The following is a 24,444-nucleotide window of genomic DNA, read 5'->3' on the forward strand; positions in this document are numbered from 1 at the left end:
ATTTCTGGAGCCCTGGTTTTAAATGTAAGATTGTTTTGGGAGTATCCCTGATCCCAAAGCTGCTGCCAATCTTTTCAAAAATAGGTTTAAAATCAATGCCCGTGTGATAAAAAGTATTATTTTGAGATAAGCGGTAATAAATTACTATCAGCTGATTAGGCTAAACAAACCAGCAAAGGATTGGAATCATTGAAAGTTTTAACACTCCAATCATTTTATTCACTCCATCAACAAAGTCAAGGCACACCCTTCCAAATCTGTCATCGCGAGGGAGTGATTTATGCGACCGCGGCGATCCCCAAACGATATTAAAAAGCACTTACTCCATTCGGGGATGGTCGCTCACCATGGCAGGGCTTCTTTGATTGAAGGAATTGCCACGTTCTCTTCTGTGGCTCATAATGTCAGTTTCTTCTTTTTGAATAACGCTCTTTAAGATTGCTCTACCGTTAGGCCAGAGATATCCCCTCATCTATAACTTCTTTCCCCGATAGTGCATCCCCATTGGAACTAATTTATTATACATCCAATCGCAAAACAGTATTCGACCTAACATAGCACCCAAATAAAAAAGCCGCCCTTTTTACAGGGCGGCTTTTAAAAGTTTAATGAACGGAAGGAAAATTAGTTATTGTATCCCTCGTTCTGCTCAATATTTGAGTTGGCTCTTATCTCAGCATCCGGAATCGGAAGTGCAACACGATAGTCATCAGCAGGTATCAACTGCGTACGTGCTGAATTTGCATCGCCAACTTCTATATCTCTTCCTGTTCTCAGCAGATCATACAGACGGTGCCCTTCCATAGCCAGCTCCAGACGACGCTCAAGAAGCACATCATCTACTGAAACCGGAGCAGTATATGGTGACCCGTTATCATATCGATTGTCAGCTACCCGATTAAGTGCTTCTAGTGCTGTCTCCTGAGCACCAGTACCACCAGCGGCGATAGCTTCTGCATAATTGAGAACAACTTCGGCATAACGAATAACGCGTACGTTATCTGTGCCAAGCACATCTGAATATTTGCTCATCATACGATCACCTGCAGCGTTATATAAGTTCAAACGAACATCATCTGCTTGGTGAGCATTGTATAGATCACTCGATACTTGAACATCACCGTAGTTCGTGGGACGATAAATTCGAGCAATATTATCCGTTCCCAAACGATCGGTTGACGTAAAAGCCAACTCAAAGAGTGAGTTCGGGCCTGAACCTGTTTCCCAAGTTTCTACTAAAGCATCCGCTGCTGTAATAGAATAACCGCTGTTATTGATGATATCCTCAGCAATTGGAATAACCGCGTCATTTTGTCCCGTATATAAGTAATAACGGGTTTGCAGCGCACGTGCTGCCCAATAATCCATTTCAGTTGCAACATCAGATGATTCATCCAACATAGAAACTGCTGTGTTGAGATCTGACTCAACAGCGGCCCAAACATCAGCAACAGCATCACGTGATGGAATAAAATCATCACCTTCTGCTTCATCGGCCGTCAGGTATTCCGTTTTGATTGGTACTCCATTACTGGGATCTCCACCTGCAACATATTGCTGACCAAAGGCAAGCAACAGATTCATGTGAGACAATGCACGAATGGCATAGGCTTGACCTTTGAGATGATCTACTTCAGTAGACGATTCTAAGTCCGCCCCTATTGCAAGATTAGCTCCTGCAATAGTTTCATAGAACACATCCCAGACGCCCAATGCATAACCACTGTTAACCGTAAAGTTAAACTGATCTTGTGCAATAAAACGACCAGAATTATTGTTTGCCCATGCATTATCTGACATGGCTTCTGCAGAGACATAAAAGTCCCTTCCATACAGTTCTACACGATTTAGATCATCATAGGAACCGTTCACTACGGATTCCAAGTCTTCTACAGTCTGTACTGCACTGTCCGTAGGTTTATTCTGATCAACAGCCGGTGTCAGGAAATCCTCACAACCACTGCTGAATCCTGCTATAAATAGCAGTACAACTAAATATTTAATGTAATTCTTCATTATCAATACGTTTAGAAATTAGCTTTAACTCCAAAGGTGAATGTCTTCATCGGCTGGGCTGACAGCGATGTAAAACCACTGGCTTTCTGCTCAGGATCGTACTCCAGATCTTCATCAAACATGTGTGTCCAGAGGTTACGACCATTTACATAGACCGTAGCCGAGGTAAGACCAACGTTCTCCAACAGTCGCGGAGGAATGTTGTATCCCACATTCAATGATTTCAGACGCAGGTGATCTCCGTCGTACAAGAAACGAGAAGAAGTTGCGTTGGAATTATCGGTTCTAAGCAATACCGGTCGTGGATTTTCTGCATCCGTATTGTCAGGAGTCCAGTAATCGGATTGTCCTGCATACTGACCGAAAACAGCATTAAATGCACCGAAACCATCAGATCTCATATAATACGCCCAGTTATCAAACAATTTGTGCCCAAAGGCAAACGACATGCTAGCCTGTGCATAAAATCCGTATGCATCAATACGTGTATTGATGGAACCGAATTCGGTGGCTTGTGCATTTCCGCCCTGGTAATACTCATCAGCAGCGTTATAATTGTTTGTCGTTGTACGACCGCCGTTACCGTCGTCCATGTACCACAACGGATCCCCGTTATCGGGGTCAACACCGGCCCATTCTTTCATGTACCAAGCATCCACTTCGTAGCCTTCGACGGCACGATATCGTGTACTGGTAGTAATTTCAAGTGGATCACCATTTACATCCGTTGGCAACGAGGTAATCTCGTTATTAACGATGGTAAAGTTACCACCCAGGTTCCAGCCAAAGTTGTCAGTATTGATAACCTCAGCATTCAGCTCAAATTCAAAACCTTGATTGTAAAGTTCGCCAGAGTTTTGAACCTGTGAGTTATGACCTGTAGTTCGGGAAAGTGGAACGTCAAACAGCAGATCACGACTATCCTTGCGGAAGAAGGTCGCAGAACCGCTTATGCGTTCAAATACCTCAAACTCAAGTGCAATATCCAGTGAATTGGCTTTTTCCCAAGTCAAATCAGGATTACCAAGCTGAGTAGGCTGAATATTTGGCTGATCGTTATAGCTACCAAAACCTACCAGTGTTTGATAGCTGTTCAAATCAATAGAAGCATTACCCGTCAGTCCGTACGAAGTACGAAACTTCAGGAAGTCTAACCAGTTAATATCCTGCAGGAATTGCTCCTCGGTAAGGATATATCCTAAACCAACAGACCAGAAAGTACCCCATCGTTTCTCCTCAGAAAAACGGGAGTTCCCTTCCTGTCGAATACTGACATCAGCTAGTACTTTGTCATTAAAGCTATAGTTTACTAATCCAGTAAATGACTGTACCGACCAATCTCTTGTAGTACCCAATGCACCTTGCGGTGTTGCAGTAGTACTCAAGTTAGTGAGACCGTCTGCGGCAATACCTTGACCCCAAGCGTCAAAATAACGAGCTTGATTTTTCTGGCTCTCAGCAATTACACGCACATCAAAGGTGTGATCTTCAATAGGTTGGAATACATAATTCAACGTATTTCTCCAAACGTAGTTGAAGTTCCGGTTGTCGATATCATTAACCAAGCCGCGAACGTCTTGAGCATCACCATAAAATGGATTGTCATAATACTTTTCCTCGGTCATAATATAGTCCAAGGCAAAGTTTGTATTGAATGACAGATTCTCCATGATCTGAATATTCAGATTGGTGTTATTTAATATCCGCGTATTACGCTTACGATCAATATCATTATTCTGTACATAAACAGGATTAAAAATATTGGTTCCATTTGGCTGAAAGATATTCGCACCAATAGCTCCTATATTAGGAGTTCCATCCTCGTTAAAAGCAGGACCTGTGGGTGGCATGAAGAACTCAGCTAAAACCGGACTACCGAAATAACCGGCGCCCTCGAGGATACCATCCTGTTCTACAAATGACCCCGTAAAGTTGTTGTCGAGTGTTACACGATCATCGAGCTTGTGAGAGATATTCAATTTCCCTGAATACCGTTCAAGACTTGTACCAATTTGTGCACCTTCTTGATCAAAGAAATTACCCGAGGCATAAAAAGTTGTTTGCTCGTTTCCACCTCGTGCAGAAAGACTGTACTCCTGGTGAATAGCATTCTCATTGGTTACCACATTGCCCCAGTCGGTACCATTTCCTTCGCCATTCCAACCTGAGCTTCCATCGCCATAGCTAAGGGCCTGACCGCCGACAAAGTTATTGTAAGAATCGACAAAAAGTCTATCCCATTCTTCAACACCCATTGCACCGGGTCCATCTACCGCACGATTACTGAAACCGCGCTGTACATTTACCGAATAGGTTACATCCGATGCCGAGCCACTTTTCGTTTGAATAACGATTACACCGTTAGAACCACGCGCACCATAGGGAGCAGTAGAGGCGGCATCCTTCAGAACCGTGATAGATTCAATATCAGAAGGACTCAAGCTCGAGAGTACACCTAACGAACTGGTAGCAGGATCATCAAAAGTCGTGTTTTGACCACTTACTACGGGCACACCATCAATTACATATAGCGGAGAAGTACCGGCATTAATGGAGCTAATTCCACGAATACTAACGTCCTGTACCGCACCCGGTGTACCGGTTGAGGCAGAAATATTTATACCGGTAGTATTACCTTCAAGTGCCTGGTCAATAGAGGTAACAGGCGAAGCTTCAATATCGTCAGAACTTACCTGCCCTACCGATCCAGTAAAGTTTCGTTTTGAATACTGACCATAACCGGTCACAACAATATCGCCCAACTCGGCAACATCGGTTTTCATTTCAACATCAATAGTTGTTCGCCCATTAATGGGGATCTCCTGCTGGACGTAACCAACAAAGGAGAATCTTAACACTCCATCGGACGGAGCATTAATTTCGTACGTACCGTCGGGAGCCGTTGCGGTTCCCCGGTTTGTACCTTGTAGCATAACTGTAACTCCCGGAAGCGGTTCGCCATCAGCAGCATCCACAACCGTACCAGAAACGGTAACGTCTTGTGCAACTGCCGAAGAGACAAACAGAAAACCGAAAGCACATACTAATAGAGATAGTACCTTCAACTTCATAATTAGATAGTTTTTGATTAGATAATTAGCCCTCAAATGCCGCCGATACAATAACTTTTATGTAATAGCCATTGTAGAAAGAGCAACATCGGAAGGAGTTTATTGGTGTTAAGATATGTTGGTGTACCAACACATCTTAATTTCTTGTTCAAAATTTGAATAAAAGAGCAACCTTTTGAAAACTAATAGCCTTAAATACCAAACGTTTAATATATTTTCTGTAAATTTGTACTGTATCAAAGAAATGTAATTTACTAAAACCAGTCACTAACAACGTTAATAATTCCCCGGATACTTATCAACTAAAAATTTTGTGTTTCTTACCGCTGTTATTAAGTTGAATTAATGAAATTGAAAAAATATTTAAAAAGTTAAGTTTACTCATCCGCAATCATACAATTATGATTAAACCATTGCGAATTTTTTTACTTTTCTTAACATTCGCCGGATCAATATTTCTGTTCAGCTGCAGTTCCAGCAAAATTGATGTTACACAACAGGGGTCGGATTATACGTATAAAGTAGGACATCCCGAATTACGCATTAATGCTTTCGGTTTTATTGATCAAGAACAAGGACCTACATTAGAAATTACTGCAGAAGTTATTAAGGGAAGCCTGGTTTACAGCCAACAAAATGACTCCCTTTCAGCGAATATTGCAATAGATATTCAAATTGTTGATTTGGATAATGGCGAAAATATCATTGAAAGCGAGCGCATTACAAAAACAGTTTCCAGCAGTAATGAGCAGATTACGAGCAGCCGAGAAACCATAACGATTAACTATTCGCAACAGGTATCTCCCAGCAATTACCAGATATCAGTCACAGTTACAGATTTAAATTCCAAACGTAAGCTTACCCAAACCACTGAAACCTTTATTCCCGAAACGGATGAGGGGGAGTTTACCATCAGTACTATACAAATGTATGGCAAAGAGGATGATACGGATTGGGCTCCCATTACCGGCTATGACGTACAGAGCAGCGTAGATTCACTGCGATTTATCTTTCAGGTAATTAGTCCTCAAACAGAACGCCCGATGACGATTGATAGTCGCCTTGTAGAATTCAGATCAGACACCGGTCTTCCCCGATCAATGACCCGCAACAATTACAGCCCATCATCCATTGAGTACAAGGGGATTGATTATGATCGCGAAACGGTAATTCAATCCACACGGCGTGTTCTTTCTGATTATAGCAGCGTATTTGTTGAGTATAAATTTGCTAATCAAAATCGGGGGAACTATCGCTTTGAAGTCACAACAAAGAAGGAGGGGGATGAAGAAGATCAGTTTAACGGACGAGCTTTCGGTGTAAAAAGCCCGAACTTTCCTGCCGTCCAAAACCTCAATGAGTTAGCCCGTCCGCTGGTCTATTTGATGGATTCTAAGCAATACGAATCTTTAATGGAAATCTCTGACAAAGACTCCTTAAAACGAGTTATTGATCGCTTTTGGTTAAAAAACATTGGTAATAAACAAAAAACACGGCGCGTAATTGAGTTGTATTATACCCGGGTTGAGCAGGCCAACAAAATGTATTCGAATTTTAAGGAGGGATGGAAAACCGACCGAGGCATGATATATGTTATGTTCGGTAATCCTTTTTATACCAGAGATCGGCTCAGAGCACTCACCTGGTACTACTCCTATAATCTTGAAGATCCTGAATACCGCTTTCGATTTGTACAACCACAATTAAATAACAAGTTCTTTCCTTTCGACCACTATCTATTACAGCGGCAGAGTTATTATCATAGCAGGAGGTATATTCAGCGTGATCTTTGGCTGAGTGGAAGCATCTTACAGCGACGAATTTAGGTTTTGAAGTGATTAGGTTACTGAGTGACGAAGCAAATAAGTTTCGAAGTTACAAAGTAACAGGTAACAGAAACTATCCATCGTTGTGAAAAATCAACATAGTTGTGTAAGAGTTGCGCATTAGTTGTGAGAGAATTCTACTCTCGAACAACAACTAATTATAAAGCACCTTTTCCTTCGGGAGTGCAACTCCCTCGGAACAAAAGTGAAATAAAAGCAATGTCATCCCGAGCCCTACTCCGCTATCTGCTGCCTCAAAGCTCCAAGGATTAGGAAAGCTTCGAAGGGCAGGCGTAGCCGAGGAATCTCCCAATTGCAATTCGCGTAGCATCTGAAGAACTTATTCCTTAAGAGCCTATAACCTATTTCAAGGAGATCCTTCGAGTCCGCTTCGCTTCCCTCAGAATGACATCACCGTTGTTTTTTAAGAAGCATCTAAAGTACTATCCTTATTAATGCTTGCGAACAATTCCACCCTGGTTCAAGGTTGTAACTTGGAACAGGTACAATATTATGCCTCAATTATGGCACAAGTTATAAACTTGCGCCATTTCATACTCATTAATCAGGATTTTAACATATAGTTGTGAGAGAGTTGCACTCTCGAACAACTAAGATCCTTCGGGAGTGCAACTCCCTCGGAACTAATTCAACTCCCTCGGAACTATGGGAACTAAAAGATATTTTATAACTCAGTCTCTTAGTAACTTTATCAGCTGATAATCCTTACACAGTACTTCGGGGAATACGGGACGGTATCTGTACCAACACTTCATAATTCATATTATTTCGCATTTCACTAAAAGAAGAAACCGTTATTTCCTGCTCTCCCTGATGACCAATAATGACGACCTCATCCCCCTTTTTAACATCAGGAATATCTGTAACATCCACTGTTAACAAATTCATATTAACCAATCCCGCCACCGGTGCTCGTTTCCCATTCACCAGTACAATTCCCACGTTCGTCAAATTACGAGCAAACCCATGGGAATATCCTATGGGAACAGTAGCAATGGTTTCATCTCGGCCGGTAAGATAAACATTTCCGTATCCCACAAATTCACCGGCGGGAACTTGTTTCGTGCTCAAAACATGACTTTTCCAACTCAATACGCGCTCGAGTGGATCTTTATGCTCTTTATTAATTTCCGGATATTTCTTCACGAAGTTCATATACGTTTCCCGATTCGGCCAAAAGCCGTACTGTGCAATTCCAAAGCGCACCATATCCATAATTGTTTCCGGATAATTTAGTGCCGAGGCCGAACAGGCGGTGTGGCGTTGTTTGGCTTCAATTCCCTGATCTTCAAACCATGAACGGTATTCTTTAAAATTTTCGATCTGCTCTTTAATCCGCACAAAATTTCCAACACTTTCGGCCCCGGCAAAATGGGTACATAATCCATCCATCTGCAGGTGTCTCCCATTGTTTTTAATGATGCTAACGGCCTCTTCAAAATGTTCACGCTCCAATCCCAGGCGATTCATGCCCGTTTCAAGGTGGAGATGGATCCGCGCCGGCTTTCCAATCCGATCTGCTTCCTTAACGGCATTTTTCAGACGATCCAATTCAAAAATAAAAAATGAGATGTCGCGCTCAATGGCCCATCCCAGTGCTCTGTTATTAATCATCCCCATAATCATAATATGAGTATCTTCCTCCGCACTTGCGCGAGCAGCCTGACGTGCTTCATCTGAGCTGAAAACAGAAAAGTGACGAACACCGCATTTCTCCGCCATTGGAACAAAGTGACTAATACCGTGTCCATAAGCATTTCCCTTTATAACTGAGCTAAATACTACATCTTCACCAATGTAGTCCTTTAAAAAGGCGATATTTTTCTCAAAAGCCTGCTTGCTTAACTCAATCCATGAGGGATATAACTCGTTATTCATGATCTGTCAATCGCTTCGTTTATAATTTGCATGAACATTGAAATGCCGGTAACTATAATTTCATCGGGAAAGTCATAAGTCTGAGCATGCAACGCCGGATGATTCTCCCCTGCCCCTAATCCAAACATTGCCCCCTTATGATCCTTAGTAAAATGACCAAAATCTTCCGACCAGCTAAACGGCTCTTTTTTATGATGAATTTCAGATCCGACCTGCCCGGCAGCAGATTCAATAATTTGCACTGCCTTATCATTATTCACCGTGGCAGGAAATTCCTCAACCCACTCAATATCAAGACCAAGATTATAAGTATCGGCATGCCCTTTTGCTATTTGGATACAATGATCTTTTAGCTTTGCTAACAAATCATCGTCGTAGGTTCTCAGCGTCGCCATTACCGTACCCTGACCCGGTGACGTTCCAAAAGCACGTTCTCCCAGCACAGCATGAATAACGGTTACTTTTGCTGATTGTTCCAACGGTACCTGAAACTGTGGTACTGCCGAAAATGACTGTATCGTTTGTGCTACTGCCAACGCAGGGCTATTTCCCTCTTCGGGATGAGCTGCATGAGCTGTTGCTCCGTCAAAACGAATAATCAATCCTACCGAGGCGGCAGCAAAAGTATCATTTTTAGCAACAACCTGGTGCTTTGGAAAACCCGGTAAGTTGTGAAGTGCAAAATAGTAATCAGGGGCTAAATCCTTAAATTTCGAGTCTTTAATCACCCTCTGTGCCCCTTCCCCGGTCTCCTCGGCAGGCTGAAATAACAGTGTCACCTTTCCAGCTTTCGGTCGCTTATTTCCAAGTAATTTTGCCATACCACCAACAATCGCCATGTGTCCGTCGTGACCACATTTATGACCGATGCCCTCTGTTTTAGATTGGTAAACGGCTTTTATCTGATCCGATATTGGCAATCCATCAAGTTCACAGCGAATCAGCAGATGTGGACCGGCCTCTTTGGAATCATAAGTTGCTGTTATTCCATGACCACCAATATTGGTCTGCAACTCATCGGGATTGGTAGCTAACAAAAAATCTGTGATGATTTCTGCTGTTTGGTGCTCCTCTCCCGATATCTCAGCCGCAGCATGCAGCTGATAACGTAACTTTTTTAATTCAAGTAAAAGTGGTTCTATATCGAAATTGAGAGGCATGCCGAATGTTCCTAAATCACAATTTGTGCAAAGCACAATTAGTGGATTTTCAAGCAGAATTTCCAATGCTTCTTTTATCCCTTCGGTTCTTCGGGAGTACAACTCCCTCAGAACTGAGGGAACTGAGGACAGAAGTTAAGTATGGAGTAAACTCCCTCACAAGTTGCGAGAGAGTTGTACTCTCGAGCAATAGCAGTTACTATTAAAATTTATTTGTAAGGATCGGCTAAATTGAATGGTCTTACTTAAAAAAAGCCAACATGAGTTCGTGGAAAATTCATCCTGATACCCAATATTACTTTTGTACAACCTCTATCACAAAATGGTATCCTGTTTTTACAAGAATTGAATATTTTTCTCTGATTATTAACAGCCTGATATTCTGCCAACGAAATAAAGATTTATCTATTCACGCATATGTAATAATGCTTAATCACATGCACTTAATTATTTCCGCTGGTAAACCTGAATCTATTCCAAATATCTTCAGAGATTTAAAACGTCATACTTCCTCTGAAATAAGTTCTTTGCTAAAAACGCATGGAAAAAGTAATGCTTTACGAATTTTTAAGAAAACCGCTAATAAATCTAATAAAGATCAAGAATATAAAGTCTGGCAATCTGGTTATCATCCTATTAGTTTAGAAACAGAACACTTTTTTAAGCAAAAGTTAAATTATATACATCATAATCCTGTCCATAAGGGATATGTAAATGAGCCGACACACTGGCGATATTCCAGTGCTGCCAATTATGCCGGTTATGATGATGTACCTTTACAGGTGGATAAGATATTCTGATACTTTTATTTCTATCGTTCTTCGGGAGTACAACTCCCTCAGAACTGAGTTTGAAACTAAGAGTCCCCCAGTTGCGAGAGAGTTGCACTCTCGAGCAACGATAGTGTTCGGTATTAAACTACAATTTCAGTATAAGTCACCCAGCACTATTCGGGGATCCGGATATTTTTGCAAAGTCTCTTCCCTGTTTTCGGGGGCTACAACGCCCGGCATATCAGCTTCTTGGGGATCTTCAACAGAAAGTTGAAAATGAAGATGAGGCGCCCACCCTCCGTTTACTTGTTGACTGCCAAGTGTGGCTATTTTTTGTCCTTTTTTTATTTCTTCTCCAATCGAAACCATCGTGAGAGATTCTTTAGACAAATGTCCATAGAGAGCGTAAAGAGAGGAATCATTCAGCTCGTATTTAATTACAATTGTAGGTCCGTAATCCCCGGGCTGATCGTTATTCTGTATATAACAAACTTTCCCCTCCCAAAATGAAAAAACCGGTGCTCCCGATCGGGTCCAAATATCAATTCCCATGTGAATATTACGCTCATTATCAAACATCGATTCCATATACATATTTGAGCGCTTTTCATTGTATTTCCCAATCCCCCACTCTTTTGACCGGATCAAATCCGCATCATATCCCCTGGTAAAATCAAATACAAATAGCTCATCCCTGTTGTCGGGATAATCCATTACTTTGGCAAAATTATAATCAGAAAATGTACTCATAGCAGTTCCGTAAGTATTGATGGGAGAGATATACCTTGGTTAGTAGAGGATAATATCCTTTTCCAAACTATTATCCAGCTTCGAAATTTACAAGCGGATATATTCTAACTACTCCTCGACTATTTTATCGATGTAGTCAGAGTTCATAATCCCCAATGCGCCCATATATTTCATGCGGAAACGGATAAAATCACCCACTTCGTATCCGGCCTCATTATCACCCACATCCAGGATAAGCATATCCGAGCTGGCATCGGCAATCTTAAAATCATCATCGTCATTAATAAGATGATCGGGATCAATATCGAGATACCCAATATCCAGGATAGCCCGATAGGATGTCTTGCCATATTCTTCCTCATCAATATCAGCCACTTCGCCCTGAGGATTCATACCCAGCTCCCCACTCGGCACCTTGGGCTTTTCAGCTATCTCAATAACTTGAGAATACAGTTCCATCACATCATTGTGCATCCCTTCGATAGTGCCATCGGTAAATAGATTTTTCCCAAAGAATAGGGCTTCTCCCACTCGAAAGTGATTTACTCCGCTTGGCAGCTGGTTCCGCAGCAGCAGAGGAATAGTAACCGTAGTGCCTCCCGATACCAGCGGAATTTCTTTATTAAAGCGTAGCTCAATAATCTGCTTATACAGCGATAATTGAATGAGCTTATCCTCATCCGGCATTACGCCATGCATGCAGTTCAGGTTCGCCCCGATGCCGATTACTTCAATATTTGACAGCTGAAATACCTTCTCATAAAAGTCGATCAGATTTTCACGGATCACTCCTTCGCGCAGATCCCCCAGCTCAATCATAATAATAACCTTATGGATCTTATCCTGTTTCTGCGCTTCTTTTGACAGAGCATGCAGCGTTGAGAGCTCCGTATTCAGGCTTACATCAGCATACCTTACCACCGAATCGATAATATCTTTGGGCGGCGGCTTGATATAGGTAGTAAGCGTACCGGGATCGATCTCTTTAATCTTTTTGAGGTTGCTGATACGGGAATCCAGCATCTCTCCAATCCCTAAATCGGCTACCTCCTTCAGATATTCTTCATGCCCGCAGAGTAGCTTGGTGGTAATACCCCACTTAATATCATTATCCTTAAAAAGGGTATCCAGATAGTTATAATTATGGCGAAGCTTGTCTCTATATAGTTTTAAATAGGCCATTCCCTATTTGCTCAATCGCATTTCAAGATATTTGTTCGTAAACCCGTATTTCTCATACAGATATTTGGCGGGATTATCGGGTTCCACATGCAGCGCAATATCTCCTTCTGTTGCATCAATAATGCGCTCCATCAAATCCTTGCCAAGTCCTTCACCACGGTAATCACCATGTACGGCAATATACACCAAAATATGCTCAGGGATAAATCCGCCCATATTAGTATGATTAATAATAACAGCCCCCACAATTTGATCTTTTTCGTGAGCAACTAATATAAAACCGTCCTGCCCTTCTCCATCTCCATAAGCATAGGCAATACTCGATAAAATATGTTTTTTTTCATCTCCATATTCATCCAGATGCTCGTAAAGAAAATTGGCAATATCCTCTCTACTGAATGTCGTCGGATTCTCAATATCAGAATGTACTAAATCGAATTCAATCATTATTGATTTATAGCATTAACATTATCTGCTGATTTGCTAGTCATATTCTCGGTATTTTTATCGGGAAATGCCAGTGACACGGCAATAAACACAATTGCCGAAACTGTAATTCCAAAAACATTAGCATCCAATCCTGCCGGGAGCTTGTCCATTAATAACTCTAATGAGACTGTTGTAGAACCACCAAAAATCATGGCTGCAATGGCGCCAGTACTACTGCTTTTTTTCCAATATAATGCTCCAATAATCGGTACAAATAAACCCGACACCATAAACGCATACGAATAAAGCATCAAGTCGAGCACATTCGTCATTGTTGTAGCAATTAGCAGCGCAAATGTTCCGAGTACCAGTGTTGTAATCTGCGAAAACCGTAAAAAGGAATCACTGTCATGATCAATATCTCTAAAATAGCCAATAATATCGGAAACTACATTACCGGATGCCGCCATCAAACAACTATCTGCAGTGGAGAGTATAGCCGAAAAATAAGCACTCATCATAATACCCATAAGACCAACGGGCAGTACGGTACGCAACAACATCGGCAACCCGGTTTCGGGGTCGGTTTCGGATACATCGGCGGCCCCCAAATATTCAAACATACCCTGCTCAGCACCCACTTTTGCGAAAAGTCCAAGTGCAACGCCCATAAAGGCCATAATAGGCCATTCAAAAACACCGGCCAAGTACCATGCTCTTTTAGCTGTTTGTTCATCATTACAGGCATAAATGCGCTGATAGAGGGTCATTCCCACAAACCAGATAGGAATTATGGTAACCGCCCAGTAAACCACATCCTGCCAAGAAATATTCGTCATCGAAAGCAGGGCTGGATCCACGTTCTGTGATATGCCTTCCCATCCACCAACCGCTGTATACGAAATGGGTATTCCTATAAAAATAAGTCCAATCATAAGAATCGCCCACTGCACAGTATCAGTGTAAATAACAGCTTTAAGTCCGCCCATTACCGTATATAAAACGGCCACTGATCCCATAATAATCAGTGCTGTCTGTAGATCAAGGTTGGCAAAAGTACCATTGGCTAATTTTGCGCCGGCCAGAATTTGTGAACTGGTAAATCCGGCATATCCTACTGCAGAAATTATGCCCGCCACCAAAGCTACCTGAGGAGTAAAATAATGCTTAAAAACTTCGGGGAACGTATAAGCAGTGTCGAATACACGATTTCCTTTTACTTTAGGGATGAGGAATACGGCCGCAAGCCAAGCGCCTAACAGACCGGTAAAGAGCATCCATGATCCAGACATACCCATAGTAAAACCCAGGCCGCCCAAACCAATGGAAAAACCACCGCCTACATCAGTTGCAACAACCGAAAGGCCAATATGTAGACTATTCATATTGCGTCCACCCACATAATAATCGTCGCCCCCCTCATTTCTCCGAAGGAAAAAGACGCCAAACCCCAACATTCCTACCATGTATAGGAAAAAGATCGTCAGGTCAATCCAATGCATATCCTGTTACTGTGTAATTGAATTGGACTTTCATTTAATAAAAAAACCCTTGAGCTATTACACTCAAGGGTTCCTACTTTTCTAATGCGTTAATATACCTTATAAATGCTGTATAGTGCAAACCCTTCAAGGGCTACTAAAACTTGCTTTCTGTGCGATTTGAAAATGATTGTTCTTTAGAGGATTCAGTTTCTTTGGCTTTTGCCTCATCGATATCATCCGACTTAAGCTCAAACTTATTCATATTTATCTTTGCCGATGAGGCATTTTCCAAATCTTCTAAATAGATATCCCCCTCATGATAACACCCTTTCGCTAGATATATACTGGGAGCATAGATATCGCCTTCGACCCATCCATCCTCTTTAATCAAAACAGATGAGGTAGCCTGAAAGTTACCAATCACTTTGCCTTCAATTATAATATTTCCAGCAGAAATTTCCCCCTCAAAAAAGGTATTTTTGCTGATAACAATTTTATTATTTTCCACCCTGCTAAAGCCAAGTTTTTGTCTCGGTTAAATCACTCCTGTTTCTATAATAAGATTTTTCTTTGCAGTCTCTCAAAATTTCACCCTACAAATTTCAAAAATTAATTTATCTTAATCCATATACGCCCTATTTTTAGGATCAGCAAACAGAAAATTAATTTAAAGATGGACTTTTCATGATCTCAACTTCCCAAGCTATTGAACTCGAAGATCAATATGGCGCTCATAATTATCATCCCCTGCCGGTTGTTTTATCCGAAGGCGAAGGAGTTTTTGTTTGGGATCCGGAAGGAAACAAATATTACGATTTTCTGTCTGCATACTCGGCAGTAAACCAAGGGCACTGTCATCCACGAATTATTAACACATTAAAAGAGCAGGCCGAAAAGCTGAATTTGGTTTCCAGAGCTTTTCACAGCGATCAGCTTGGGGCTTACGAAAAGTACATGCATGATCTCTTTGGTTATGACAAACTTTTACCCATGAATACGGGCGCCGAAGGTGTTGAAACAGCTATTAAACTCTGCCGAAAATGGTCGTACGAAAAGAAAAACCTGACACCTGAAAAAGCAACGATCATTGTTGCCAAAGGCAATTTTCACGGACGAACAACCAGTATTATTTCATTTTCTAACGATCCGGTTGCCCGCAAGAATTTTGGTCCCTACACTCCGGGCTTTGTTTCTATTCCTTATAATGATTTGGATGCCCTTGAGAAAGCTTTACAAGAGAAAGATGTAGCCGGATTTCTGGTAGAACCTATTCAGGGCGAAGCCGGAGTTGTTGTTCCAGATGACGGTTATCTTAAGAAGGCCGGCGAATTGTGCAACAAGTACAATACACTGTTTATTGCTGATGAAATTCAGACGGGCATTGCACGAACAGGTAAGATGTTATGCGTAGATCACGAAAATGTTCGTCCAGATATTGTGATCTTGGGCAAAGCTTTATCCGGAGGGGCTTATCCCGTTTCGGCCATAATGGCTGATGATGACATCATGGAGTGCTTACGCCCCGGTGAACACGGCTCAACATATGGCGGAAACCCACTGGCATGTGCTGTTGCAATGGAGGCTCTTAAAGTAGTAGAAGATGAAAATTTAGCTGAAAACGCTGATCGGCTTGGGGAAATATTTCGAGAAGAAATGAATAATCTTATTCAGGAATCGGAACTGGTAAGGCTGGTTCGCGGTAAAGGCCTGCTGAACGCAATCGTTGTTAACGATTCTGAAGACAGCAAGACGGCATGGAATATTTGTCTAAAGCTGAAAGAAAACGGACTACTGGCGAAACCTACTCATGGCAATATCATTCGCTTTGCTCCGCCGCTCGTAATGAACGAAGAACAGCTACGAGATTGCATTTCAATTATCAAGAATACGATAAAAGAATTCGAAAAAGTAAAGGTTTAACACATAGCTTGTTCAACCCTACTAAAAGCTGGCACTTAGCTGAATAGCGAAGACATCATCTTTTAGTTCTAAGCCCTTGTTCTTGAAAATACATTCTTTCTTGCTAAGATCTTGAGTGAATAAAAACTTATATTGGAAACAAGAATTTTGCGCTGAAATTTAATTCCAAACAGGTTAATCAAATATCCCGATTGTTAAACCTGTTAAATTAAAGTACGATAAGAAATGCCAAATAAAAAAGCGGCTTTCTGAATCTCAGAAAGCCGCTTTCGGTAGTGGCGGGGGGAGGATTCGAACCTCCGACCTCCGGGTTATGAGCCCGACGAGCTACCAGCTGCTCTACCCCGCGATGTGAGTCGGTAATAATAAGGCTTGACATGGGTAATTGTCAATAGTAAATTCAAAATTCTTTCCCGGTTAGACTCCGACACATAAACACTAATTAAATACTATTAGGAGGCTTATGTCCACGAATAACACAGTCGCTCCCGCACAAGTACACAACATTTTACAAAAACATATTTTAACCGACGGCTATGATATTGTGCTCGATCTTGAGAAGAGTGAAGGCACCTATCTATATGATGCAAAAAGCGGAGAGCGCTACCTGGATTTCTTCACCTTTTTCGCCTCCAACCCACTTGGTATGAATCATCCTCAATTAGCCAATGAGGAGTTCCAACAAAAGATCGGAAAAGTGGCAATTAACAAACCATCGAACTCGGATGTATATACCGAAGAAATGGCCGAATTTGTGGATAATTTTGATCGCGTCGGCATCCCCGATTACCTGCCCTACTCCTTCTTTATTTCCGGTGGAGCACTGGCCGTTGAGAACGCCCTGAAAGTGGCCTTCGACTGGAAAGTGCAAAAGAATTTCCAAAAGGGCTATCGCCAGGAAAAAGGTCATAAAGTACTCCACCTCGAACAAGCTTTTCACGGGCGCACCGGGTATACGATGTCACTGACTAACACTGATCCCAAAAAAGTAAAGTATTTCCCAAAATTTGACTGGCCGCGAATTATTTCACCGGCCATGAGGTATCCCGCAACAGAAGAACGCATCCAAGAAACTATAGCAGATGAAGAACGGGCCATTGCTCAGGCTGAGCGTTATTTTGAGATGTATAAAGATGAAATTGCCTGTATCATACTTGAGCCTATACAAGGAGAGGGCGGCGATCGTCATTTTCGTAAGGAATTTCATGAGGCACTAAGGAATTTGGCGGATAAACACGAAGCGCTTCTCATTTATGATGAAGTTCAAACCGGTGTTGGACTTACAGGTAAATTTTGGGCGCACGAACACTACGTAAAACCCGATATTCTGGCGTTTGGCAAAAAGGCACAAGTATGCGGAATTCTTGCCAGTAAGCGTGTTGATGATATCGAAACAAACTGTTTTCACGTTTCCTCGCGGATAAACTCAACCTGGGGCGGCAACTTGGTTGATATGGTTCGATTCGGACGTATACTGCAGGTAATTGAAGACGAAAATCTTGTTGAAAATGCGGCAACTGTAGGGAACTTTTTACAAGATAAAATTAATAACCTATCGGATCAGTTTGAACATGTAACCAACCCGCGCGGGAAAGGACTTTTCTGCGCCGTTGATTTCCCCAATACTCATGCACGCGACTCGGTTATCAAGGAGTGCTTCAAAAACAATTTGATGATCCTTTCTTGCGGAGAGCGAACCATGAGATTCCGTCCGCCCTTAACGGTTAATAAGCAGCAGATCGATGAGGGAATAGATATTATAGAAAAGTCCATCAAATCTGCCATGGGCAAATGCCCGGCACTGAAGAACACCGATAATTGATGCAGGTTACAGGATGCAGGATGTAATTTATCCTGAAACTTGTGCCTGGTATCCTTTTCTTGCTCCTACACCATCTGATGTGATTCGGGCTGGATCGTAATCTCATTGAGTACCGATCCCTCGGGCTGATTTGCGGCATAATAAACGGATTTCGCCACTTCTTCCGGCGACAACATTTTGTCTGTCTGCACGCGCATATCTACCGTATCGCTCTCCCACATCGGGGTATCCACGCCGCCGAGATGCATTAGAGTAAATTTTACACCACTTCGTTTATGTTCTTCAACCAGTGATTTAGTAAATCCTGTGAGGGCAAATTTTGAAGCAGAATACACCGATGAATTTTTCATGGGATACTTACCTACACTACCCGGAAACATAATTACGCGACCCTTTTTCTCGGTGGCCATATAACGCACAACAGTTTGCGTCACTAAAAAAGTACCATATACATTCACATCCAACATATCTTTAGCTTGTTCGGGATTAATATCAAGCAGCGGCTGTATTATTGCTGTCCCAAAGGCATTAACTAATACATCGATAGCTCCCAGATCTTCGGTTACTTCCCGGGCCATCTTCGAAACTGATGCCAGATCCGTAACATCAACGCCAATAACGTAAGCATCACCGCCGGAATCATTAATTTCTTGGGCCACTTTTTCAGCTTTTTCCTGATTTCGTGCAGCAAGTACAACCTTTGCACCAGCTTTCGCAAAAACGCGGCCACATGCACTTCCTATTCCTCCCGAGCCGCCAACTATAAGTACAATTTTATCTTTCATATCAGATTTATTTATTAGCCGCAGATATTCATCAATCTGCAGGGATTATTAATTCTTTGATCGTAAGATAATTGAATAGAATTAGCTGAACTTTCGTTCAAAAAAATTTGGCTGTCAGCAAACAGATTACCAACAGCCTATACTCATTTAATAATTGGAGAGTCCAACTCTCCAATAACTGAGTTTTAAAAATTCTAAAAAGAATCTACGCTACAACATCTTCCTTTTGCTTCATAGCGCGTTCAATAACATTATCGTAGATGTCATACATCTCTTTAACTGATAAAGAAACAAAATCGCCAATTTTAAAATCGTCTTTTTCGCCACTCACATTTCCCAATTCCGCGAAAGGTATGTTATTATCTGACAGTTGATTTTCCAGGGCCGATTTTTGAGTAGGTTCGCAGGTAACCACTACACCAGATTGCGCCTCACTGTAAAGCACCTCATGTTTGTTGTCTCCAAGTTGATTAACTGAAACCCAGGCTCCCTTTTTGGAAAACATTGCCATTTCGGCCAGTGTAATTGCCAATCCGCCATCGGAAACATCGTGAGCAGCATTTACCAGATTTTTCTGGATTGCATCAAGCAACGTAGACTGCAGACGCCCTTCGAAATCGAGATCTATATCAGGCGCATTACCGGTCGTCAAGTCATGTACGGCATGCAAATATTCACTGCCGCCAAGCCCTTTTCGTTTCGCTCCTATGTAATAAATAACGTCCGTTTCATTCTTAAAACCGGGCGTCATGGTATTATTTTCAAGATCCTCTATTAAACCGAGCATACCAATCACTGGTGTAGGGAAAATAGCCATCTCCGGATTTTCGTTATAGAAACTAACATTTCCACCGGTCACGGGGGTGTTAAGCACCCGACAGGCATCACCCATTCCAGCAAGTGCTTCTTTGAAGGTCCAGTACACTTCCGGTTTATAAGGATTTCCAAAGTTCAGGCAATTGGTAATCGCCATCGGCTTGGCACCGCTGCACACCACATTTCGAGCCGCTTCGGCCACAGCAATTTGTCCGCCGCGACGCGGATTCAAATACACATATCGACCATTACAATCCGTTTTAACAGCCAATCCTTTATTCGTTCCTTTAATACGCACCACACCAGAATCTGAAGCTCCCGGACCGTTAACCGTATTCGTGCGGACCATCGTATCGTATTGCTCATATACCCATCGCTTCGACGCGATATTAGGTGCGTTCAACAACTGCTTGACTATTTCGTTATGATCGGAGGGGTGATTCAGCGAGTTGACATCAAAAGACTGTGTTTCTTCTAAATACTCGGGTCTCTTTGCCTCACGTTCATACTGCGGAGCACCTCCGCCTAATGCTAAACTATCAGCAGGAATATCTGCTTTCACTTCGCCGTCTTTGAAATAGGTGACGTTTTGGCCCTCTACTACTTCACCAATCACAACAGCATTCAGATCCCACTTCTCATAAATATCAATAATTTCTTGTTCACGGCCTTTTTCAGCAACCACCAGCATACGCTCCTGACTTTCAGAAAGCAACATTTCGTAAGCCGTCATCCCTTCTTCACGCACTGGTACCTTATCTAGGTTGATTTTCATTCCAAAGCCGCCCTTTTCACTCATCTCAGAAGAAGAACTACTGATTCCGGCTGCTCCCATATCCTGCATACCGACAACAGCACCAGTTTTAATAACTTCCAGACTTGCCTCAAGAAGCAGTTTTTCAGCAAAGGGATCACCTACCTGAACACTGGGGCGGTTTTCCTCACTCTCCTCGCTGATCTCTTCCGAAGCAAATGTTGCTCCATGAATACCGTCACGACCAGTATCCGACCCAACAATAATCACCGGGTTGCCTACTCCCTTCGCAACTGCAGAAACGGTTTCGCCTTTCTTTACAATGCCAACACTCATGGCATTCACCAAGGGATTGCCCTCGTACTTTTCGTCGAAATAAATTTCACCGCCCACCATTGGCACACCAAAGGAATTGCCATAATCCGCAATACCGCGAACTACTCCATCCAACAGAAAACGAACACGGGGTGTATCCATATCGCCAAATCGTAATGAATTAAGGCTGGCAACCGGACGTGCCCCCATCGTAAAAATATCGCGATGAATGCCACCAACGCCCGTAGCTGCTCCCTCATAAGGCTCAATAGCTGATGGGTGGTTGTGACTTTCTACCTTGAATACGCAACCTAGTCCATCACCAATATCGACCAGGCCGGCATTTTCTTCTCCGGCTGCCACCAGCATCTGCGGACCTTCGTTGGGCAGCTTTTTAATTTCGAGAATAGAATTTTTGTACGAGCAGTGCTCGCTCCACATCACAGAATACACGCCAAGCTCCGTAAAATTGGGCGTACGACCGAGATAATCTTTAATCATCTCAAACTCTTCTTCGGTCAATCCGTGATCTTTAGCTAATTCAAGTGTTACTTCCGGCTCCTTCATCGTGTTATCAGACATTAGGCTTATTGTTATATGATGGAAAGTTGAAGGTTCAAGGTTAGACAGAGATCCAACCCTCAACCTTAAACTTTAAACCTTCAACAAATTCTTTAAATCCATAAAATCATCAAATACAAAATCAGCTATCTGATGTTTTTCGGCTTCTCCATTCTGCGTAAACCAAGCTACATTCCATCCGAAATCCGTTCCGCCTTTAACATCAGAATTCAATGAATCGCCCACATATAGAATCTCATCTCTATCAACCCCCGATTTTTCAGTAGCATGTGCAAACACATCGGGATGCGGCTTTAAGACCCCCACTTCTTCAGATATGACAGTAGTATGGGCTGAATTATATAAATCAAATGCCTCAAACTTTTTACGCTGCGTTTCCGCAAATCCATTTGTTAAAATACCCGCAGGATACTTCTCAATAATATTGTAATAAGCTTCTTTCGCACCATCCATCCATTTCCAGTGATTGCGGTATGCCTGCATATAAAACGTGCCAACTTCTTCGTACCGACTCTCATTCAGACCGAATTCTTTTAGCGTCAGCTCAAATCGATTGCGCTGTAACTCTTTTCGGCTGACTTTTGCCTGACTATATAAGCTCCACTGCTTTCTGTTTACTTCATGATAAACATCAATCAATTCTTGAGAGGAAACATCATCAAAAAGATCAAAATGAGTGTGAACATCTTTGAGTCCTGCTGCTTCGGCAGATTGGTGATCGAGCAGGGTATCATCCAGATCAAAATAGATAAATTTGTAGGACAAGAGTATAACTATGTAGGTTAAAAATGATTTGTTCAAAGATAGGGATTTGAATGCTAATATTTAAAAACGAATAGGGTTCAAATATTTATTGCTGTGTGGAAATATTGAATTATTTTTAATCATATTAGCTGCATCAATTTATTATCACTTTCGTATATTTATGCTCTAAATTATTAATAATAAAAAACGTTGGTCATGAATATTAAGACTATTATCGGATTGGGCGTTATTGCCTTGTTGGTTTTTATAGGGATTGGAAAATACAACACGCTTGTTGAGCAAGAACAGACTGTAGAACAATCGTGGGCTCAGGTTGAAAATCAATATCAGCGACGGGCTGACTTGGTTCCCAACTTAGTTAACACCGTGAAAGGAGCCGCAGATTTCGAACAGGAAACACTAACCGAAGTAACCGAAGCACGCAGCAAAGCCAGTTCGATTCAGATATCAGCTGAGGACCTTAACGATCCACAAAAGATTCAGCAGTTTCAACAGGCCCAACAGCAACTTTCCGGTGCCTTATCGCGGATGCTTGTAACAGTGGAAAAATATCCTGAGCTGAAAGCCAACCAGAATTTCAGGGACCTACAAGTCCAATTGGAAGGAACTGAAAATCGAATTGCTACAGAACGTCAGCGTTTTAACGAGGCCGTGCAAAAATACAATACTACCGTTCAGCGGTTTCCCAATAATCTCTTTGCGGGTATATTTGGATTTGATCAGAAAGCCTACTTCGAAGCTGATGAAGGCGCCCAGGAAGTTCCGGAAGTTAATTTTGACTAAGAATATAACCTATTATGCCAGCACGACAGTTTTTAACCGAAGAAGAAGAGCAACAGATCGTTGATGCCATTAATGCGGCAGAACAAAAAACATCCGGTGAAGTTCGTATTCATATTGAGCATCACTGCGAAGGAGATGCGTTAGATCGTGCAGCCCAAATTTTTCATGATCTGGGGATGGATGAAACCAAGCTGGAAAACGGCGTTTTAATATATATTGCTACTGAAGATCACAAGGCATCCGTCTATGCAGGTAAAGGCATTCACCGTGAAGTCGAAGAGGGATTCTGGGATGATGTGCTACAAATCCTTATCACTCACTTTAAAAAAGAGGAGTATGAACAGGGTATAGAGAAAGCCGTCCATAAAGTAGGAGATAAACTGGAGGAACTATTTCCCTATCACCAAAAAGGTAACCTCGATGAACTTTCGAATGAGATCAGCTTTCACGACAACAAAAGTTAGGTTTTAATTTTTAGCACTGTCTCTATGTTTTCTACCAAATCCACATCATTTTTTACAACTTTTCTGATCGCAATTTTCCTGCTGCCCAGCCTGTTGACGGCTCAGGATCTACCCTCCGAACCGGTGGGACACGTTAACGACTTTGCAAAGATGTTAACTTCCGGTGAACGCCAGCAGCTCGAGCAAAAACTGCGTAATTATCGTGATACTACAACCACAGTAATATCAGTTGCTATTCTTGATAACTTAGGAGGAATTTCTATTGAAGAAGCCGCAACCACCCTTTTTAATGATTGGAAAATGTGGGAAGACAATAAGGATAATGGTGTACTTATATTAATTGCTCAACAAGAGCGAAAAATGCGCATTGAAGTTGGATATGGCTTAGAAGGAGCTATTCCCGACGTGATGGCGGGACGGATTATACGTGAAATTTTAACCCCTAACTTTAAAAATTCTAATTACTACGAAGGTTTAGATCGTGCAACGTCGGCAATTATTCAACTTGCGAGCGGGGAATTTGAGGGACAGTTAGCTGATGAGGGATCATCAAAAGATAATAGTACTGCCGATTTTATCATCTTTATGCTATTTCTCTTTTTCGTCTTTTATGCTTCCTCTCGTGGTGGAGGAAAAGGTCGTGGCAAAGATCGCAAACGTCGAACACTTGGGCCCGGTGGATTTATCTTCTTAGGGGGCGGAGGCTTCGGAGGCGGAAGCTCCGGTGGCGGTGGTTTCGGCGGTTTCAGCGGCGGGGGCGGATTCGGCTCCGGCGGTGGTGGTGCCAGTGGCGGCTGGTAAAAATCCAACCATTTAATACAAGAGCCCTATACTTCTACATAACGGAT

Annotated in this window: 19 protein-coding genes and 1 tRNA gene; 7 read left to right on the forward strand and 13 right to left on the reverse strand. The window is 42.1% G+C overall.

Annotated elements, in window-relative coordinates; genetic code table 11:
* Positions 1-624: 624 nt before the first annotated feature.
* Together U5J89_RS00820 and U5J89_RS00825 are read right to left on the reverse strand one after the other, a co-directional pair.
* Entirely contained in the window at positions 625-2,016 is a 1,392-nt protein-coding gene (locus tag U5J89_RS00820) for a RagB/SusD family nutrient uptake outer membrane protein (RefSeq protein WP_322573705.1), read from the reverse strand.
* Between the two features lie 11 nt (positions 2,017-2,027).
* Positions 2,028-5,087: a SusC/RagA family TonB-linked outer membrane protein gene (locus U5J89_RS00825; RefSeq protein ID WP_322573706.1), complete on the reverse strand. Its 3,060-nt coding sequence runs from the start codon at positions 5,085-5,087 to the stop codon at positions 2,028-2,030.
* A 401-nt stretch (positions 5,088-5,488) separates the two neighbouring features.
* Here U5J89_RS00825 and U5J89_RS00830 point away from each other — a divergent pair, with 401 nt between their 5' ends.
* Complete coding sequence (locus U5J89_RS00830) at positions 5,489-6,913, forward strand: GWxTD domain-containing protein (protein WP_322573707.1); 1,425 nt, start codon at positions 5,489-5,491, stop codon at positions 6,911-6,913.
* 726 nt (positions 6,914-7,639) lie between these two features.
* On the opposite strand, the gene alr is transcribed toward U5J89_RS00830, so the two are convergent.
* On the reverse strand, positions 7,640-8,812 hold the full coding sequence (gene alr / locus U5J89_RS00835) for an alanine racemase (RefSeq protein WP_322573708.1): 1,173 nt from the start codon (positions 8,810-8,812) through the stop codon (positions 7,640-7,642).
* Positions 8,809-10,074 carry an amidohydrolase gene (locus tag U5J89_RS00840; protein ID WP_322573709.1) on the reverse strand — a complete coding sequence of 422 codons (1,266 nt, stop codon included), beginning with the start codon at positions 10,072-10,074 and terminating at the stop codon, positions 8,809-8,811. Before U5J89_RS00840 ends, alr begins: the two co-directional genes overlap by 4 nt.
* 158 nt (positions 10,075-10,232) lie before the next feature.
* Here U5J89_RS00840 and U5J89_RS00845 point away from each other — a divergent pair, with 158 nt between their 5' ends.
* Entirely contained in the window at positions 10,233-10,772 is a 540-nt protein-coding gene (locus U5J89_RS00845; protein ID WP_322573710.1) for an REP-associated tyrosine transposase, read from the forward strand.
* Positions 10,773-10,898: 126 nt separating this feature from the next.
* Here the strand turns inward: U5J89_RS00845 and U5J89_RS00850 are convergent, their stop codons facing one another.
* From U5J89_RS00850 to U5J89_RS00870, 5 genes are all read right to left on the reverse strand, one after another.
* A complete protein-coding gene (locus U5J89_RS00850; protein WP_322573711.1) occupies positions 10,899-11,495 on the reverse strand; it encodes a peptidoglycan DD-metalloendopeptidase family protein in 597 nt (198 codons plus the stop codon).
* Between the two features lie 108 nt (positions 11,496-11,603).
* Positions 11,604-12,677, reverse strand: a complete 1,074-nt coding sequence (locus tag U5J89_RS00855) for an alanine/ornithine racemase family PLP-dependent enzyme (RefSeq protein ID WP_322573712.1) — start codon at positions 12,675-12,677, stop codon at positions 11,604-11,606.
* Positions 12,678-12,680: 3 nt separating this feature from the next.
* Positions 12,681-13,124, reverse strand: coding sequence for a GNAT family N-acetyltransferase (locus U5J89_RS00860; RefSeq protein ID WP_322573713.1), 444 nt, complete (start codon positions 13,122-13,124; stop codon positions 12,681-12,683).
* The gene (locus tag U5J89_RS00865; protein WP_322573714.1) at positions 13,124-14,608 is read right to left on the reverse strand and encodes a sodium:solute symporter family protein; all 1,485 of its coding nucleotides are present in this window, start codon (positions 14,606-14,608) and stop codon (positions 13,124-13,126) included. The genes U5J89_RS00860 and U5J89_RS00865 overlap by 1 nt, the downstream gene beginning before the upstream one ends.
* 136 nt (positions 14,609-14,744) lie before the next feature.
* Positions 14,745-15,098: a polymer-forming cytoskeletal protein gene (locus tag U5J89_RS00870; protein ID WP_322573715.1), complete on the reverse strand. Its 354-nt coding sequence runs from the start codon at positions 15,096-15,098 to the stop codon at positions 14,745-14,747.
* Positions 15,099-15,274: 176 nt separating this feature from the next.
* On the opposite strand from U5J89_RS00870, the gene rocD reads away from it, so the two are divergent.
* Entirely contained in the window at positions 15,275-16,510 is a 1,236-nt protein-coding gene (gene rocD, locus U5J89_RS00875; RefSeq protein WP_322573716.1) for an ornithine--oxo-acid transaminase, read from the forward strand.
* Positions 16,511-16,786: 276 nt separating this feature from the next.
* On the opposite strand, the gene U5J89_RS00880 is transcribed toward rocD, so the two are convergent.
* A tRNA-Met gene (locus U5J89_RS00880) sits at positions 16,787-16,859 on the reverse strand.
* Between the two features lie 114 nt (positions 16,860-16,973).
* Between U5J89_RS00880 and lat the strand changes: the two genes are divergently transcribed.
* Entirely contained in the window at positions 16,974-18,332 is a 1,359-nt protein-coding gene (gene lat, locus U5J89_RS00885) for an L-lysine 6-transaminase (RefSeq protein ID WP_322573717.1), read from the forward strand.
* A gap of 65 nt (positions 18,333-18,397) precedes the next feature.
* On the opposite strand, the gene U5J89_RS00890 is transcribed toward lat, so the two are convergent.
* From U5J89_RS00890 to U5J89_RS00900, 3 genes are all read right to left on the reverse strand, one after another.
* Complete coding sequence (locus U5J89_RS00890; protein ID WP_322573718.1) at positions 18,398-19,117, reverse strand: SDR family oxidoreductase; 720 nt, start codon at positions 19,115-19,117, stop codon at positions 18,398-18,400.
* Between the two features lie 205 nt (positions 19,118-19,322).
* Entirely contained in the window at positions 19,323-21,584 is a 2,262-nt protein-coding gene (gene purL, locus U5J89_RS00895) for a phosphoribosylformylglycinamidine synthase subunit PurL (RefSeq protein WP_322573719.1), read from the reverse strand.
* 72 nt (positions 21,585-21,656) lie between these two features.
* Positions 21,657-22,349, reverse strand: a complete 693-nt coding sequence (locus U5J89_RS00900; protein WP_322573720.1) for an HAD-IA family hydrolase — start codon at positions 22,347-22,349, stop codon at positions 21,657-21,659.
* A gap of 195 nt (positions 22,350-22,544) precedes the next feature.
* On the opposite strand from U5J89_RS00900, the gene U5J89_RS00905 reads away from it, so the two are divergent.
* From U5J89_RS00905 to U5J89_RS00915, 3 genes are read left to right on the forward strand one after another with little or no spacing between them, the layout of a single operon-like run.
* On the forward strand, positions 22,545-23,132 hold the full coding sequence (locus tag U5J89_RS00905; protein ID WP_322573721.1) for a LemA family protein: 588 nt from the start codon (positions 22,545-22,547) through the stop codon (positions 23,130-23,132).
* Between the two features lie 14 nt (positions 23,133-23,146).
* Positions 23,147-23,596, forward strand: coding sequence for a TPM domain-containing protein (locus U5J89_RS00910; protein WP_322573722.1), 450 nt, complete (start codon positions 23,147-23,149; stop codon positions 23,594-23,596).
* 24 nt (positions 23,597-23,620) lie between these two features.
* On the forward strand, positions 23,621-24,397 hold the full coding sequence (locus U5J89_RS00915) for a TPM domain-containing protein (protein ID WP_322573723.1): 777 nt from the start codon (positions 23,621-23,623) through the stop codon (positions 24,395-24,397).
* Positions 24,398-24,444 lie beyond the last annotated feature (47 nt).

This window comes from Fodinibius sp. (genome assembly GCF_034521915.1).
Taxonomy (GTDB): Bacteria; Bacteroidota; Rhodothermia; order Balneolales; family Balneolaceae; genus Fodinibius.